Annotated in this window: 16 protein-coding genes; 12 read left to right on the top strand and 4 right to left on the bottom strand. The window is 39.5% G+C overall.

Features of this window, described 5'->3' with window-relative positions:
• Nucleotides 1-534 precede the first annotated feature (534 nt).
• The 10 genes from BCU84_RS00465 to BCU84_RS00420 all read left to right on the top strand — a co-directional run bounded on the left by BCU84_RS00465 (nucleotide 535) and on the right by BCU84_RS00420 (nucleotide 10094).
• Nucleotides 535-819: a J domain-containing protein gene (locus tag BCU84_RS00465; RefSeq protein ID WP_102526139.1), complete on the top strand. Its 285-nt coding sequence runs from the start codon at nucleotides 535-537 to the stop codon at nucleotides 817-819.
• A 7-nt stretch (nucleotides 820-826) separates the two neighbouring features.
• Nucleotides 827-1363 carry a hypothetical protein gene (locus tag BCU84_RS00460; protein ID WP_102526138.1) on the top strand — a complete coding sequence of 179 codons (537 nt, stop codon included), beginning with the start codon at nucleotides 827-829 and terminating at the stop codon, nucleotides 1361-1363.
• A complete protein-coding gene (locus tag BCU84_RS00455; RefSeq protein WP_102526137.1) occupies nucleotides 1363-2121 on the top strand; it encodes a hypothetical protein in 759 nt (252 codons plus the stop codon). Before BCU84_RS00460 ends, BCU84_RS00455 begins: the two co-directional genes overlap by 1 nt.
• A gap of 12 nt (nucleotides 2122-2133) precedes the next feature.
• Complete coding sequence (locus BCU84_RS00450; protein ID WP_102526136.1) at nucleotides 2134-3033, top strand: hypothetical protein; 900 nt, start codon at nucleotides 2134-2136, stop codon at nucleotides 3031-3033.
• Nucleotides 3034-3298: 265 nt separating this feature from the next.
• Nucleotides 3299-4606 carry an AarF/ABC1/UbiB kinase family protein gene (locus BCU84_RS00445; protein WP_102526135.1) on the top strand — a complete coding sequence of 436 codons (1308 nt, stop codon included), beginning with the start codon at nucleotides 3299-3301 and terminating at the stop codon, nucleotides 4604-4606.
• Between the two features lie 182 nt (nucleotides 4607-4788).
• Nucleotides 4789-5604, top strand: a complete 816-nt coding sequence (bla, locus tag BCU84_RS00440; RefSeq protein WP_157936177.1) for a subclass B1 metallo-beta-lactamase — start codon at nucleotides 4789-4791, stop codon at nucleotides 5602-5604.
• Nucleotides 5605-5709: 105 nt separating this feature from the next.
• A complete protein-coding gene (locus tag BCU84_RS00435) occupies nucleotides 5710-6090 on the top strand; it encodes a VOC family protein (RefSeq protein WP_102526133.1) in 381 nt (126 codons plus the stop codon).
• A 475-nt stretch (nucleotides 6091-6565) separates the two neighbouring features.
• The gene (locus BCU84_RS00430) at nucleotides 6566-8278 is read left to right on the top strand and encodes an RluA family pseudouridine synthase (RefSeq protein ID WP_102526132.1); all 1713 of its coding nucleotides are present in this window, start codon (nucleotides 6566-6568) and stop codon (nucleotides 8276-8278) included.
• A gap of 261 nt (nucleotides 8279-8539) precedes the next feature.
• Complete coding sequence (locus BCU84_RS00425) at nucleotides 8540-8959, top strand: GYF domain-containing protein (RefSeq protein WP_102526131.1); 420 nt, start codon at nucleotides 8540-8542, stop codon at nucleotides 8957-8959.
• A gap of 82 nt (nucleotides 8960-9041) precedes the next feature.
• On the top strand, nucleotides 9042-10094 hold the full coding sequence (locus BCU84_RS00420; RefSeq protein WP_102526130.1) for a DUF4339 domain-containing protein: 1053 nt from the start codon (nucleotides 9042-9044) through the stop codon (nucleotides 10092-10094).
• A 192-nt stretch (nucleotides 10095-10286) separates the two neighbouring features.
• Here the strand turns inward: BCU84_RS00420 and BCU84_RS00415 are convergent, their stop codons facing one another.
• The 3 genes from BCU84_RS00415 to BCU84_RS00405 all read right to left on the bottom strand — a co-directional run bounded on the left by BCU84_RS00415 (nucleotide 10287) and on the right by BCU84_RS00405 (nucleotide 11662).
• The gene (locus BCU84_RS00415) at nucleotides 10287-10571 is read right to left on the bottom strand and encodes a hypothetical protein (protein WP_102526129.1); all 285 of its coding nucleotides are present in this window, start codon (nucleotides 10569-10571) and stop codon (nucleotides 10287-10289) included.
• Between the two features lie 234 nt (nucleotides 10572-10805).
• Entirely contained in the window at nucleotides 10806-11279 is a 474-nt protein-coding gene (ybaK, locus tag BCU84_RS00410) for a Cys-tRNA(Pro) deacylase (RefSeq protein ID WP_102526128.1), read from the bottom strand.
• A 2-nt stretch (nucleotides 11280-11281) separates the two neighbouring features.
• Nucleotides 11282-11662 (bottom strand): VOC family protein, encoded by a 381-nt coding sequence (locus tag BCU84_RS00405; RefSeq protein ID WP_102526127.1) that lies wholly within the window; start codon nucleotides 11660-11662, stop codon nucleotides 11282-11284.
• Between the two features lie 155 nt (nucleotides 11663-11817).
• On the opposite strand from BCU84_RS00405, the gene BCU84_RS00400 reads away from it, so the two are divergent.
• Nucleotides 11818-12879: a DUF3137 domain-containing protein gene (locus BCU84_RS00400; protein WP_102526126.1), complete on the top strand. Its 1062-nt coding sequence runs from the start codon at nucleotides 11818-11820 to the stop codon at nucleotides 12877-12879.
• Nucleotides 12880-12898: 19 nt separating this feature from the next.
• Entirely contained in the window at nucleotides 12899-13468 is a 570-nt protein-coding gene (locus BCU84_RS00395) for a LemA family protein (RefSeq protein WP_102526125.1), read from the top strand.
• 87 nt (nucleotides 13469-13555) lie between these two features.
• On the opposite strand, the gene BCU84_RS00390 is transcribed toward BCU84_RS00395, so the two are convergent.
• Nucleotides 13556-14191 (bottom strand): Type 1 glutamine amidotransferase-like domain-containing protein, encoded by a 636-nt coding sequence (locus BCU84_RS00390; protein WP_102526124.1) that lies wholly within the window; start codon nucleotides 14189-14191, stop codon nucleotides 13556-13558.
• Nucleotides 14192-14310 lie beyond the last annotated feature (119 nt).

The following is a 14310-nucleotide window of genomic DNA, read 5'->3' as shown; positions in this document are numbered from 1 at the left end:
ATACAATATAAAAGAGCACCATAATGTGCTCTTTTTTATTTTCAAAAGCCTAAAAATGAGAATAATTCAAAGCAACTGTCAGCCAAAGTGGACATTCAGATTATTAATTTTGTATTATTTTTATTCAATTTGAACATCTGAATTTTGTAATAAGCTAAACTAGTTGATAGTTTTATGGAAATGATTGTATTTCTGTTATTATTTATACCCATGTTACCTCAAAATGCTTTGTCAGGCACAAGCTCGGATAACAATGCAAGGCGTAAGCTGAGTTAATTGCTATTCACTTTTCAAAGCTTACAACGTAGCAATGGTTTTCGAGCTTGCGCCCCGTAGGGCAAGGCAAATAGCACCAATCTGCGTTGTTATAAAATATCTATGTAGAATAACTATACTTCAATTTTATGCCTAGCATCTTGGCACTATTTGCCTTGCTGACTTTGCATCTTGAAGTATCATGGGTATACAACCAAATAATCATAATTTAATGGATTAGCATCAGTCTATCCAAGTTCATATGCCATAGGTAAAAATATGATTAACCACTTCACAGTCCTCGGTGTTAAAGCCAGTGCCAAAGAAGACGAAATAAAAAAAGCCTATAAACGTTTATCAAATAAGTTACACCCCGATAAACTGATTAATGCTTCAGAAGAAGAAAAACATCTTGCAGCGCAGCAGTTGCATCGGGTCAAAAATGCCTATGATGTTTTGTCTGATAAAAAATTAAGAACTGCCTTTATTAAAGATTTTAATAATGTCATCGTGACCAATCCTACAGCGGCAATGACCGAGCTGTGGGACCAATTTTATTCTTGAGAAACCCATGAGCAAACCACTTAATATCTCACGTATTAATGAGTTAAAAAATAATGCCTATGACAATATCGAGTCGTATAACGATCCCGATAGCCCTGAAGCATTAGCTAAATTTACTGACTCAATGAAAGCGATCTTATTAGCGGATCCTTCGATGCTTGCCGCTGTGCCAGAATACTTACCTGTGGCGCTATTCAATCGAGTTCGCTTTTCAGATGCTGCCAAAACCAAGTGGGCAACATGGATTGATACTGCGACGATGCCGTCGTGGGATGAGTTTAAAGTAACGATTCAATTTAATAATGATGATGTGCCTTTAGTGCTGGCAGTACGCAAGTATAGTGAAGAATTACTGATTGAGAGCTGCGCCGTGGTGTACTTACTTAACACCCAAGATAATGTGGTAGCGCCGAGTAAATCATTCAGTAGTGCTTCAGACTCAGATTCATCTGACGACGGTTATGATCCATACAATGATGATGGTGATTATGACGACAGCGATGAAGAAGGCTATTACGATCAATATGATGACGAGGAGCGATAATGAACAACCTTATTGAACTCACAGCAGCAGAGATTAAAGATCTTGCCGATGTCGAGCCGCAACAAGCCAGTAAGCGCTTTGAAATTATTGCTAATACCATGTCGGATGATCAACTGGTTGATGTTATTGAGCACATGGATATTGTGACCTTAACGCAAATTAACAGTCACCATGATATTTCATGTCCATCAATCATGTCTGAGTTGATGTCGCCAGAACAAATCCGTGACATCGTTTGTCAGCAGCCACTGTATTGGGAAGAGCAAATTAAAACCAATGCCGATGAGCTCATGCACCATACATTTGAGTTTCTGACTTACCTCATTCGTATTCAGGGAACAGAAGAAAAGCAAACCGCTATTTTAGAATGTATTGCTGAAGATCCAGCTGGATTATTCTACTTGTCAATTCCGTTTATTGAGCTAATCCTTGCACCATCTGGCGAGCAAGATGGTAATTCGATTTACGAGAGTTTCGATGATGAAGATGATGGCGAAACTGTAGGCTACAGTAACTGGCAGGCAGATGAAGAAGCTCACAGCTTAGCGATGGACGACCCACGCAGCTTATTCGCCCTGATTAAACAACTTGCACCTAGTGTGGCTTCATCAATTAAGAACTTGCTACGTAATGAAAGTTCTGGCTGGGAGCAAATCATCGGTAAATTCGTTAATGAGCTTGTTCTACAAGCGAAAGAGAAAAACGAAGTAGCTGATGAATACGCTGAAGTCGATGACATGTTTACTTTTCTTGATTAAGGAATCGACTTAATGCAATTAGCATTACGTGATAATAACCAAGGTCCCTATTTTAGTCGTGTACTTGAATATGGACGTGCAGAAGAACGCTTAACCGATGAACATGTGACTCAAATAAAATCCAAAGCGATTTTAATGAGTTTGAAACTGGCAGATAAGTTTTATAACAAACACAAAATGCATTTGCTTGAGCATGCCGCTCACGATGTCATTGGTGTCGTAAGTATAGGACTTATTGCGCTAACAGGTGAAGAACCTGTCGCTTCAGTCGCTTTACTGCAAACGCCCGATGGCGTACTTAAGTGTTTTCAAAAAGGCTGGAGCATGCTGACAACTGTCAGTAAACACATGCACGGAAGTGATAATTCGCTTTACGGTGGTATCAATCAGCTCTTGTTAGAGAAAATCTCTACTCCACCCGATACTGAAGAATGGTTAGGCTGGCAAGATTATCAAACAGCGCTGAAAGATCATCAAAACCAAGAAGCCACTAAGGTTTTATTAGAAACCTTTTACGCTAAAGTGGAGCTTGATCCTTTATTTAGCTTGGGCTTAGAAAGCGTATTAGCTGAAGCCGTTTTGTACCGCATTATGTTTGATGACGCCAGAGTGCGTGAAGACATGAAAAAGCGTTTACGCAAAATTGAATTAGATGAAAAATGGTTCAGTGTTGATACGATTACGCTCCATACTGAGCGTGCGCTAAGTCATTTACCCGACGCTTTAGCACAAACCATACGCGAAGACTTAGGTAAGCATTTCTATAAAGAGTTATTGCGTACCCTCAAGTTTGCCAAGAAATATCGCGAGTTAGCTCTTGATGATGCAAGCCCTGAAAAACTTGAACGATATGAGCAAAAACATGGCATGCAAGGTGTACTTTTAGGCTGGCAAGATACTATTGAATTCTAGAGACTGAATTCTAGAAATTGAATTCTAGCGATCAAATGCTAACTTCGGAAATCAGCTAATTACTGAGACAAACTTTAAGGACAACGAAGCTAACTTCGTTGTCCTTTTTTATTGCGTATTCAATTTGCCGAAAGTATCTCACTCACTATCAGGTTGATCTAAATCCAGTTAACCACGTATTCTTAATAAGCCGTATTATTGAAGCAGATGAATGAAGAATGAGTCTTCAGCAGTACCTCTCTTTCCTTCAAAATGAGTTGTCACTATGAGTAAAGAAGTAGCCAAAGTTCCAAGTAGTCGTTTTTCCAGACTGAGTAAAATGGGTGGTCTTGCCTCACGTTTAGCTGGAAATGTATTGCTGGAAGGGGCAAAGCAGCTCAGTAAAGGCCAATCACCTAAACTTCAAGAACTGGTTCTTACGCCTAAGAATATTTCTCAAGTAGCAGAAAAGCTCGCCCAACTTCGCGGCGCGGCGATGAAAGTCGGCCAAATGATTTCAATGGACACTGGGGACTTATTACCCGCAGAATTAAGTGAAATCATGGCAAGGCTGCGTGATGATGCTAAAGCCATGCCTCATAAACAATTGGTCGAAATACTCAAACAACAATGGGGAAATGATTGGTTATCGCCATTTGCCCAATTTGAACTGCGCCCTTTTGCCGCAGCATCAATTGGCCAAGTGCATCTTGCTTATTTAGATTCAGGGGAAAAGCTAGCGGTTAAAATCCAGTATCCAGGCATTAAAGACAGTATTGATAGCGATATTGATAACGTTGCTACCTTACTTAAAGTGGCCCAACTTATCCCAGACCATGTGCAATTTGATAAATTACTCGCAGAAGCAAAAGCTCAACTGCATCATGAAGCCGACTATGAATACGAAGCTCGCTTTTTAATGCAATACCAGCAATGGGTTGCGGGTAATGAACAATTTATTGTACCTAGAATCTACCAGTCATTAAGCACGGACAGTATTTTAGTCATGGAGTTTATCGAAGGTGAAGCCATTGAAAATGTCGCTAAACTTGAGCAAAGCATTAGGGACAATGTCGCCACCCAATTACTAGCACTATTTCTAGACGAGCTATTTGAGTTCAAGTTAGTACAAACAGATCCTAACTTTGCCAATTTTATGTATCAAAACCAAAGTGACAAGATTGTATTACTGGACTTTGGTGCCACTCGTTCAATATCAGATGACCTGTCTGCAGGTTACCGAAAACTCATGCAAGGGGCGATGACCAGTGACAAAGCGTTAATGACACAAGCGGCCTCAGACATCGGTTTCTTTCAAAAAAATATCACCATAGAGCAGCAACAACTGATCGTTGATATTTTCCACCAAGCCTGTGAACCATTGCGATGCGACGGAGAGTATGACTTTGAAACCAGTAACCTTGCAAAACGCGTCACTGATGCCGCGAAATCAATGAGTACCAAGCCAGATGAATGGCATACGCCACCTACTGATGCAATTTTTGTTCATCGGAAATTAGCCGGAATATACTTACTAGCCTCACGTATAAAAGCAAAAGTTAACGTTCAAAAGCTGTTTTTAAAACATCAATGAACAGGTGACCGAATGCAACTGACAAGTGCAGCAAATTAGTGAAGCTAACAATTGCAGCAAACAAGTGCAGCTTTTGAGTTAAGTCTAATGGCAAATTAACAAGGTTTAATACCGACAACATATTCTAATCTGCGTAAATTATGGCAGTATTAAACACGACCTTTCATCATTTGAGTATTTTTATGTTCAACCGAACCACTCGCAAATCTATTAACTGGTTACTTATTTCACTTTGCTTCAGCGCTTGTTTAACCACGACATTGTTGTCAATGTCAGCCAAAGCAAACCCAAAGGCAGAGGCAGAGAAAGAAGCAGAAAAGCCTTCCTTGCAAGTTAAAGGCGAGTTAAGCATTACCCCTTTATCAGACACATTGTTTGTCCACGAATCCTTTATGCAAACCCAGCAATACGGTTTTGTCGGCTCTAACGGACTCATTTTAATTGATGATAACAAAGCCTATTTAATCGATACCCCATGGAGTGAGGCTGATACGATCAAACTAGTCAGTTGGATTGAAAATCAAGGCTTCACTTTAGCGGCCAGCGTATCAACGCACTCACATGAAGATCGCACTGCGGGGGTGGATTACTTAAACCGAATCGGCGTGACAACCTATGCATCTGAACATACGAATAAACTCCTTAAACAAGCAGGCAAACCTACCACCACAAATAGCTTTAAAGCAGGTCAATTCGACTTTGTAGAGTCTAAAGTCGAAGTCTATTTTGTCGGTGCGGGTCACACGGTTGATAACTTGGTGGTCTGGTTTCCTCAATCCAAATTGCTATATGGTGGCTGCTTAGTCAAAAGCCTTGGCAGTAAAAGCTTAGGGTATTACGGTGAAGCAGACTTAGACGCTTGGCCATTCTCAATTAAGCAATTACAAACACAATTTACAGACACCGACAGAGTGCTTCCTGGCCATGGAAAAATGGGAGATAAACAACTCCTCAGCCATACTATTTCACTGCTTGAGCAACACGCAGAACAGCACTAAGACAGCGTTTACAACAAATACAGTAATATAAACAATGTATAAAAAATAAATAACCCCTCTGGATTTCCTAAAATCCAAATTGATAAAACACACGGAGAGTTAACTATGTTCAGTCACGTTATGATTGGCGCCAACGACATCGACACATCAAAGGCGTTTTACGATGCCACTTTAGCAGCATTAGGTCACGCACCAGGTACGATTGATCCGAAAGGGCGTTGCTTTTATGTCACTGAAACAGGTGTCTTTGCGTTAACTAAGCCTATCAATGGTGAAAGCTCAAGCCATGGTAATGGCACCACAGTTGGTTTCTCGGCTGCGAATGAAGAACAAGCACTTGCATGGCATGCTGCAGGGCTTGCTAATGGTGGCGTCACCTGTGAAGAATTGCCAGGTTATCGAGAATCACCAATGGGGCCACTATTTCTAGGTTACTTACGCGATCCCGCAGGTAACAAAATTTGTGTACTTTACCGCCCTAAATAACACCTGATTTATATCAATAGAATAAAGCCGTGACCCCACGGCTTTGCTCTAGCTTCTCTTTAGCTAAACGTTTCTTGCTTACGTCTCTCGCTAACGTCTCTAGCTAGCGTGTCTTGCTAACGTCTCTTGCTAGGGTGTCTTGCTAACGTCTCTAGCTAACGCCTCTTGCTAACGTGTCTTTAATCCAACATCTATTCTAGTTAACAGCACTAGTTAGCAGCACTAACGCCATAACGAACCTGCGCTTGAAAGATCTTTTCTTAAGCCGCGACTAATGCCTTTTGACATCAATCAAGGTAAACTTATGCAGCGTAATAATTAACAAGATAATTTGCCATAATCGAGCGGTTAAAAGGCTTACAAAGCCATCTGTGTTCGTTTTAATGATTAACAATGGCTTTATCCATAATGTTATATCCCTACTCTTGCTACTTAGATTAGCTAATCAACAGTAAAACGGTTAAGGCTTTCCTTCATGTCACAATTCGATCCCCTTTTTAATCAGTTCAATGAATCGATTGCTGATATTCCTTTACCAGACAAATTTACTTTCCCGTTTTATTATCAGCCTCACCCTCTTGCTGTCATGGCTGCTGAGCAATTACAGCGCCACCTTACTCAGCAAACAGACTGGGCACATAACTTTGGTGTTGAAGATAAAACAGATTCGCCTCAACAGCGACAAAAGACAAAACTAAAGCCTGTTGGTAAAATGTTTGGTGTATTGGTCGTTAAAAACAACCAAGGAAAAATAGGTTTTTTAGCTGGTTTTTCAGGGAAAATTGCCGAACAAAATATCTTGCCCCATTTTGTTCCGCCAGTGTTCGACATGCTAAGTAGTGATAGCTTCTTTAAGCGTGAGTATGAAGAAATAAACCTAATAAGCCATAAACTAAAAGCGCTAGAATCAAATCCTCAATTAACCGAATTTGAGCAAACTTATACCAGCGTAAAATTAGCAGCCGAACAACAAATAGCTCAACATCGCGAGTTGATGATTGAGAACCGAAAAGCGCGTAAAGCAAAACGTAACAACTTAATTGGCCTAACTGATTCTGAGCAAACCGTATTATCCATTGAGATGAGTAGGCAAAGCGTTAACGATAAGCATCAGCTAAATGCATTAAAACGTGAATCCGATACTAACATTGCTCAAGCTCAACAACGACTCAATGAATTAACCAATCAAATTGATGCATTGAAGCTGCAACGCAAACAAGTTTCAAATGCACTGCAGCAAAAATTATTTGCTCAATATCAATTCTTAAATATCAAAGGTGAGTGTCGCGACTTAAGTGATATTTTCCAAGACGCACCAAATCATCAACCGCCTGCTGCTGCGGGTGAATGCGCGGCCCCTAAGTTACTCCAGTATGCATTTAAGCACCAATTAACTCCTATTGTAATGGCTGAATTTTGGTGGGGAATATCGCCAAAATCAGAGATCAAACAACACCAAAACTATTACCCTTCATGTCACGGTAAGTGCCGTCCTATATTGGGTCATATGCTTGATGGTATGAACGTAGATGAAAACCCCTTACTGACGAATCCAGCCGAAGGGGTTGAGCTGCCAATTGTTTATCAAGATGACTACATCGCCGTCATCAATAAACCAGCAGAGTTTTTATCAGTGCCAGGAAAAAACATCAGCGACTCTGTTTTTAGCCGAATGAAACAAAGGTTTCCACAAGCGACTGGGCCTTTGATCGTGCATCGCCTCGATATGTCGACTTCAGGATTAATGGTTATCGCACTGTCTAAAGAAGCGAATAAACATTTAGTTCAGCAGTTTATTAACCGAACGGTGACTAAACGTTATATTGCAAAAATTGACGGTGTGTTAACAGAAGAAAGTGGCACTATCAGCTTACCTCTTAGGGTGGACTTAGATGATAGGCCAAAGCAGCTGGTATGCTATGAACACGGTAAGCATGCTGAAACATTTTGGCAGAAAGTCGCTATCGAAAACGATACTAGTTTGGTACACCTTTATCCAAAAACAGGGCGAACCCATCAATTAAGAGTTCATTGTGCGCATCATAACGGATTACATATGCCAATTTTAGGTGATGATTTGTATGGTAAAACAGAAAAGCGCTTACATTTACACGCCCAGTTTTTATCACTTAACCACCCACACTCCAATCAGCCAATGACATTCGAAGTAAACGCCAACTTCGAATAAAACAACCGTTTCAAACAGCCATTTAATAGTCAAAAAAATGGCTGCCCTATCTGAGTGCAAAAACTTGTAAAATTAACTATTTCTAAGTAGATATGTTAACCAATATAAGTTAATGTAACCAGTTCGTATGATATACGGTTTTATAAACAATAACCCTGCGAGCTGACGTTTTCCTTCGTTGTATTTTTGAAATCACCAAAAGCTGTTGATTGTATTCATAAAAACATTAGCTTACTACACTATTAAGGATAAGAGTGGACTATGAAAGAGTGGTATTTCTCAAATAATGGTGAAATCAGTGGACCTTTGGGCTTAGCTGATTCCAATAAATTTATCGCATCAAATCCTGATGTCTATGCTTGGCACCCGTCTTACGCACAATGGGTGCCAGTGAGTCATGTAGAAGAATTTGACATCATTGTGTCTCCGCCACCGCCTCCTGCGGAGATCCCACAGCAGTTGATTGAACGTTTTACTGCAAAAGAACGTGAACTCAATTCTGCTTTAGGTCGAATTGATAACACACTAAAAACGATTAATTCTTCAATGTCAGATATTGGACGAGATTCGAGCCGTTACAAAGTCACGACCAAAGAATTGAACGAAAAAGTAGAAGCGACGCTTCGTAGCGTTAATGAACAATATGCTGCCCTTCAGAAAACACTTTCAGGTGTAGGTTAAGTTAAGTTTTACCCGACTTAAATACTTAATAATCTGAGTAGCATATGACAATTGTTGTTAACTAAATAAAAAGAATACGACTATGAAAAAATGGTATTTTTCCAAAAATGGTCAAGTAACAGGGCCGTTAAACGAAGTTGAAGCAAAAGAATTCTTATTGAAAGATGGTGACTGTTACGGTTGGCATCCTTCTTTTACACAATGGAAGCCGGTAAGTTGCATTAAAGAATTTGCCCACATTGTGCCAGCAATGGTTCCACCAGCATTGATTCCTCAAGCATTAATTGAAGAATTTGCAGCCAAAGAAAAGGCACTACAAGTAAAAGTCGCTAGCATGGAAGAAAGCGTACTGTCTACCAAAGGTGTTCTGGTTGAATTCGAACAAGAAATCAATACATACAAAAAATTAACCATCAATTTAACTGATGAAGTTAAATCAAACATTGATCCTTTTGAAAGTAAATACAACACTTTCAAAGGTTCATTTGATGAGTTGATTTCAGCGCTATCGATTGCCAAAACTGAAGTGAATGAAGTCTCTACTGACTTCAATCAACGCGTTGCAAAACAAAACGCTGAGAACACTAACACTATAAGTGCACCAACGGTTGCACCAGTGGCTGCTCCTTCGCCTGCTAAAGCAGACAATGGCAGCATATCGCCAGACAACGTGTCTGAAATCAGCAACCAGATCCAAAAAGCACTTGCAGAAAGCATGCTTAAATCTGCTGAAGAAGACAACGCAGTTGCAGAGTTAACTGCTGCTAAAACGGTTAGTGCGACTAAAAGCCTTGACCCAGTGGCAGTCGCCCCTAAAAAACCTAAACCGAAAATTGATAAAATTGAATTTTCTGAAGATATCTCTGAAGACAAAGCTGATGATACAGCCGGAACTACTGGCGGTGTAACAAGTATCATTAAGTCTGTCTTCAAGGGGGACACTAAGAGAAATGAAAAAAAGTCCGAAACGCCGGGTGATGTAGATCAACTGGCGGCGAGTACAGAAGAAAAAACGACAGCTAAAACTGACCAATCTGCGGATTCAGCAAATGATGGAACAGCAGAGGAAACTGAAGAAGAAAAAGAAGGTCGTATGAGACGTCGTAGAAGACGCACTCATTACATTGCTTCTTAACTTAAGAATTGGCTTCTTAAAAATTGGCTTCTTAATTGTCTCTTCAAAGTAGCTTTTTAATACGTTGTAGTAATCGTACTCGTGCAGAAATCTGTGTTTGAAAGTCAAACTGATGTATAGATTAAACAAAAAGGCTTATCTTGCGATAAGCCTTTTTTGATGTCTAAAGCTGATACATATACTAACTAGCAATCAATTAACCACTATCACGCCATCTGACTCAGTTACTGTGCTCGCATCAGCTCTATCAATAATTTTAATCAGGGCCGTTTGAATCACTTCATCTTGCCTTGCATCAGCAGTGCTTTTAAATTTTTCCTGCTGCGCTTCAGCACCTTCCTCAAATATAAACTCAACCACAACCTCTTCGGCAATATCAGCTGTTTTTCCCTGATAGATAATATTGATCAGTGGGTAGCCTTTAAAGCCAGCTTTGACTTTCTTAGCGATTCTTTTTTTAGACTTATCTAAATTCATATTTATTTCCTGAGGAATGCATACTGTAATGACAATGGCTTAGTTCAGCTTAATCAACTCATTAATCAAACTAAGCAGCAAGATGTTAAACAAAGTTCACTTATAGACTTAATAACATATGGGACAATAATCTGATAGTGATTAATTTCGCTTATGATACTCAACAAGAATTAAACATGAACGCTTAAACACGATCGTTAATAGCTAATGCGTTATTCATTAACGGGCAAGCGCTTACCTTACCTCAGCAATCGACGCAAAAACACCCTGGGTTAACACTAATAAGTCTTGCGCAGATAAGCCGATTTCTAGTCCTCTTTTTCCTGCACTCACAAAGATTTGTGCTTGGTGTTCAGCAGATTGATCAATCACTGTCCTGAGGCGTTTCTTTTGCGCTAATGGACTGACCCCACCTAATACGTAACCCGTGGTTTTCTCAACAAGTACTTTGTCAGCCATCAGCACTTTTTTAACCCCTAAGGTTTTAGCAAGAAACTTCAAGTTAAGCATTCCAAGCACCGGTACAACAGCCACGACTAACTCTTTGGTGTCTAGCTGAACAACAAGGGTTTTGAATACTCTCTCTGCTGGCAGCTTTAACTTATCAAGTGCTTCATTTCCATATGATGCCACTGCTGGGTCGTGGTGATATGACAGCACTTGATGGAGTACCTGGTTCTTTTTCGCTAGATTAATCGCTGGTGTCATTATCAGTTAGCCTTAGCAATATCATCATAATCAAAGCTGGTAATCTCATAAGGATTTCCATCGGGATCGCTAAAGTAAATCGACCAGGTAATTTGATGATCGCTTACATTAAATTGAACCTCGTTATCGCTTAACTTTTGTTGCCAAAGGCTGAAATTATTGGCATCGACACCAAAGGCGACGGTAGTGCGTTTAGCAGCACTTGATTCAAATAGCGCCAGATGTAAATCATCATGGGCAATGACTAAAGGGCCATTATCTACCGCCCAAAAAGATAAAGGTGCTACAGGTTCAAAGCCCATTACCTCTTGATACCAAGTTAACGCTTTTGCTCTATCTTCAACGTAAATATGGATATGATCAAAACGGTGTAACTTAGCCATAAAGCTCCCTTTTAAAAATAATTAACGACATCACTAGATATCAGTATCAATCTGTTTCAATTTATTGACTCATTTATCAAATTTATATAAAACAGCACTTTACACTATAAAATTGCCTTGTAATATAACCCTGTCAATTTAAACAAGGACGTACAATGTCATCAGAGCCTGTCGCAGATGTTAACAACGAGTCTAGTGAGAAACCCGCGAACAATAAGGCATTAAGCGCTTTTTTGAAGCAGCTTAAATCCCAAGTGATTCATTCTCAATCTATTGATGTCGTCAAAGAGGCACTAGATAGTGCTATCGCTTATCCAAATCAATTATCTTATAAGAATAGCAACATACTTATCGCAGGGTTAATCGCCCTTTTATCAGCCGTTGTTTATTGGTTTTATCTTGAGCAACAGGGAAGCTATTATCGCTATTCTGAACTTGATTTTGGCATTTTTATTATTTGCATTGTCGGTCTAATATCAGCGATAGCAATATACCTTTCGCGCCGTACGAAACTTAAAAAAGTCTCCACACTCATAAGAGATGAAACCCTTAAGCATCTGTATAATATGCGTAGTTGCGACGCTGCTTTTCTCAATAATGCAGAAAATAAATTTGTCGATTTTAACCGAGGAAATCACTCGCAAGATGTTGAGTGGGGCAAAGAAATTGACTTTCATTCTGATATTGGTCTAATCCGCGCCAGTGTGGTTTATCATCATTATGTCGACAGAAGAACTGAGACCTATACTGAATCAGATGGTAAAGGCGGTACGCGCACTCGCACCAGAACTGTCTATGACCATTACTATCGTCAAGGTGTAATATTTCCCCCAATTAATAAGACCACTCATTTAGTGTTAAGTGAATCAAGATTATCCAAACAATGGCAACAAAGCTTTATGCCAGCTTCTAGAGAGTTTGAAAAGTCTTTTCGCGTGCAAGCAGATTCTCAGTTTGACGCGGCAAAATTTCTTGAACCTGTTGTCGTGATTGCTTGTGAGCAACTTAGCCGTAAACTCAAAAATGTAACTATCGAATTTGCACATGATGGCAGTTTATTGATTAATCAGCACAACACTAATTTACTTAATCCCGAAATGGAATATGACATCACAACACCTGAGAAATTCAAACAAGAGTTGCTAAATGACACATCACTGTTCACAGTGAACAGTATCTTTGGCTTCGTTAATCAACTTATTAAGCACACAACTTAAGCTTCATAGAGGAAAAATCATGGACATGTCTTATATTTTCTTAGCGGTAATTATCCTTGGCGCGATCATTATTTTCAGTATTTATAATGCCATTGTTAAAGAGCACAATGCCGTTCAGCGTGGTTGGGCTGACGTATTAACTCAAGAAAGGCAACGTAGCAGAATTATTCCAGAATTAGATAGAGTGTTACAAGAGCATAAAGACTATGAAATGGAGTTACTGCCGAAGATTACTGCACTACGTAAAGGGATAAACGCACTCCAAGACAATAACATCGACACTAAGTTACAAAGTGATGTTGATAAAGCCTCACAGGAGCTGATTAAAGGTATTAATGTCGCGGTTGAAGCCTATCCAGAACTTAAAGCATCAGAGTCTTTCTCAAAGTTCATGAGTGAGATTACAGAACAAGAAGAAAATGTCGGTGCTGCAGTTCGTATCTTTAACCAAAACGTGGCTAATTTTAATAACTGTATTCAAGCTTTCCCGAATAATATGGTTAACGGTATGTTCAATAAAAAGCAGGTCATTGAAGTCTTTACTGACAGCAAAGCCCAAGCTGCTTTTGAATATAAACCAAAGTTCTAGCTAGCATTACACCTTGTAGTAAGCACGGGGCTTAAATTGACTCATTTAAGCCCTTTATTAATTTAAAGTTTTGATGATAATAAAAACTTATTTTAGCCAAATGGGTGTACCGAACGTTTGTTGCTTTTTTCCATTAATAACCACAGCATCGGTGTCTTTACAAAGCAATAACTCATTGTCGCTTTGCAACTTAAATGTCTCTATTTCTGACAGATTACTAATGGGTTCACTCACATGAGGAACCATTAAAAATGACACTAAATGTAAGCCTCTAGTATCAGTTAAACCGACTGTATTTTCATCGCCACACAGTATTGCTGAATCTATGCTCGGCGTCATTATCATTGCCCCTGCACTCACTCCAACTATCGCTGTACCTTCTTCAGCAAGACACCTTAATTGCTTATCAATACCGCGTTGCTTTAACCCAGTTAAAAAACGGTATGTATCACCACCAGATAGATGAATTAAACCTGCTTTTTCTAATAGTGTTGACGCATTAGCCTGAAAACCATCCTCGAGCTCGATATAGTCAACCTGCTTAAAACCTAGTTGCTGATACATAATCTTAATAGGAGTAAAATACACTCGCTTAGGATCAGGCTGAGATGCAATATAAATCACCGGTAATGACAACAAATCCTTTGATAAGTTACCAATAAAAAATGTCAGTGCATTCATCGCTTCTAAGGAAGCTGTATTACTTAGTAGTACAAGGTTCATTGTCCATTAACGTCCTGTTAAATTGATTAAACTCGTTTTCATTCTCGTTGTGAATTATCTACTATTAAGCCAAGCTGCTACTTCTGAATCTTCAGCATCAACGTTCATATCAACCCAGA

Source organism: Shewanella sp. 10N.286.51.B7 (assembly GCF_002873615.1).
GTDB lineage: Bacteria > Pseudomonadota > Gammaproteobacteria > Enterobacterales > Shewanellaceae > Shewanella > Shewanella electrodiphila.
Note: the sequence above shows the minus strand (reverse complement) of the source record. Positions and strands in the feature narration are given on the sequence as shown.

What these genes read in the sequence shown, in the direction of transcription:
- BCU84_RS00465 (WP_102526139.1), top strand. Translation starts at nt 535, where the DNA reads ATGATTAACCACTTCACAGTCCTCGGTGTTAAAGCCAGTGCCAAAGAA.
- BCU84_RS00460 (WP_102526138.1), top strand. Translation starts at nt 827, where the DNA reads ATGAGCAAACCACTTAATATCTCACGTATTAATGAGTTAAAAAATAAT.
- BCU84_RS00455 (WP_102526137.1), top strand. Translation starts at nt 1,363, where the DNA reads ATGAACAACCTTATTGAACTCACAGCAGCAGAGATTAAAGATCTTGCC.
- BCU84_RS00450 (WP_102526136.1), top strand. Translation starts at nt 2,134, where the DNA reads ATGCAATTAGCATTACGTGATAATAACCAAGGTCCCTATTTTAGTCGT.
- BCU84_RS00445 (WP_102526135.1), top strand. Translation starts at nt 3,299, where the DNA reads ATGAGTAAAGAAGTAGCCAAAGTTCCAAGTAGTCGTTTTTCCAGACTG.
- bla (WP_157936177.1), top strand. Translation starts at nt 4,789, where the DNA reads ATGTTCAACCGAACCACTCGCAAATCTATTAACTGGTTACTTATTTCA.
- BCU84_RS00435 (WP_102526133.1), top strand. Translation starts at nt 5,710, where the DNA reads ATGTTCAGTCACGTTATGATTGGCGCCAACGACATCGACACATCAAAG.
- BCU84_RS00430 (WP_102526132.1), top strand. Translation starts at nt 6,566, where the DNA reads ATGTCACAATTCGATCCCCTTTTTAATCAGTTCAATGAATCGATTGCT.
- BCU84_RS00425 (WP_102526131.1), top strand. Translation starts at nt 8,540, where the DNA reads ATGAAAGAGTGGTATTTCTCAAATAATGGTGAAATCAGTGGACCTTTG.
- BCU84_RS00420 (WP_102526130.1), top strand. Translation starts at nt 9,042, where the DNA reads ATGAAAAAATGGTATTTTTCCAAAAATGGTCAAGTAACAGGGCCGTTA.
- BCU84_RS00415 (WP_102526129.1), bottom strand. Translation starts at nt 10,571, where the DNA reads ATGAATTTAGATAAGTCTAAAAAAAGAATCGCTAAGAAAGTCAAAGCT.
- ybaK (WP_102526128.1), bottom strand. Translation starts at nt 11,279, where the DNA reads ATGACACCAGCGATTAATCTAGCGAAAAAGAACCAGGTACTCCATCAA.
- BCU84_RS00405 (WP_102526127.1), bottom strand. Translation starts at nt 11,662, where the DNA reads ATGGCTAAGTTACACCGTTTTGATCATATCCATATTTACGTTGAAGAT.
- BCU84_RS00400 (WP_102526126.1), top strand. Translation starts at nt 11,818, where the DNA reads ATGTCATCAGAGCCTGTCGCAGATGTTAACAACGAGTCTAGTGAGAAA.
- BCU84_RS00395 (WP_102526125.1), top strand. Translation starts at nt 12,899, where the DNA reads ATGGACATGTCTTATATTTTCTTAGCGGTAATTATCCTTGGCGCGATC.
- BCU84_RS00390 (WP_102526124.1), bottom strand. Translation starts at nt 14,191, where the DNA reads ATGAACCTTGTACTACTAAGTAATACAGCTTCCTTAGAAGCGATGAAT.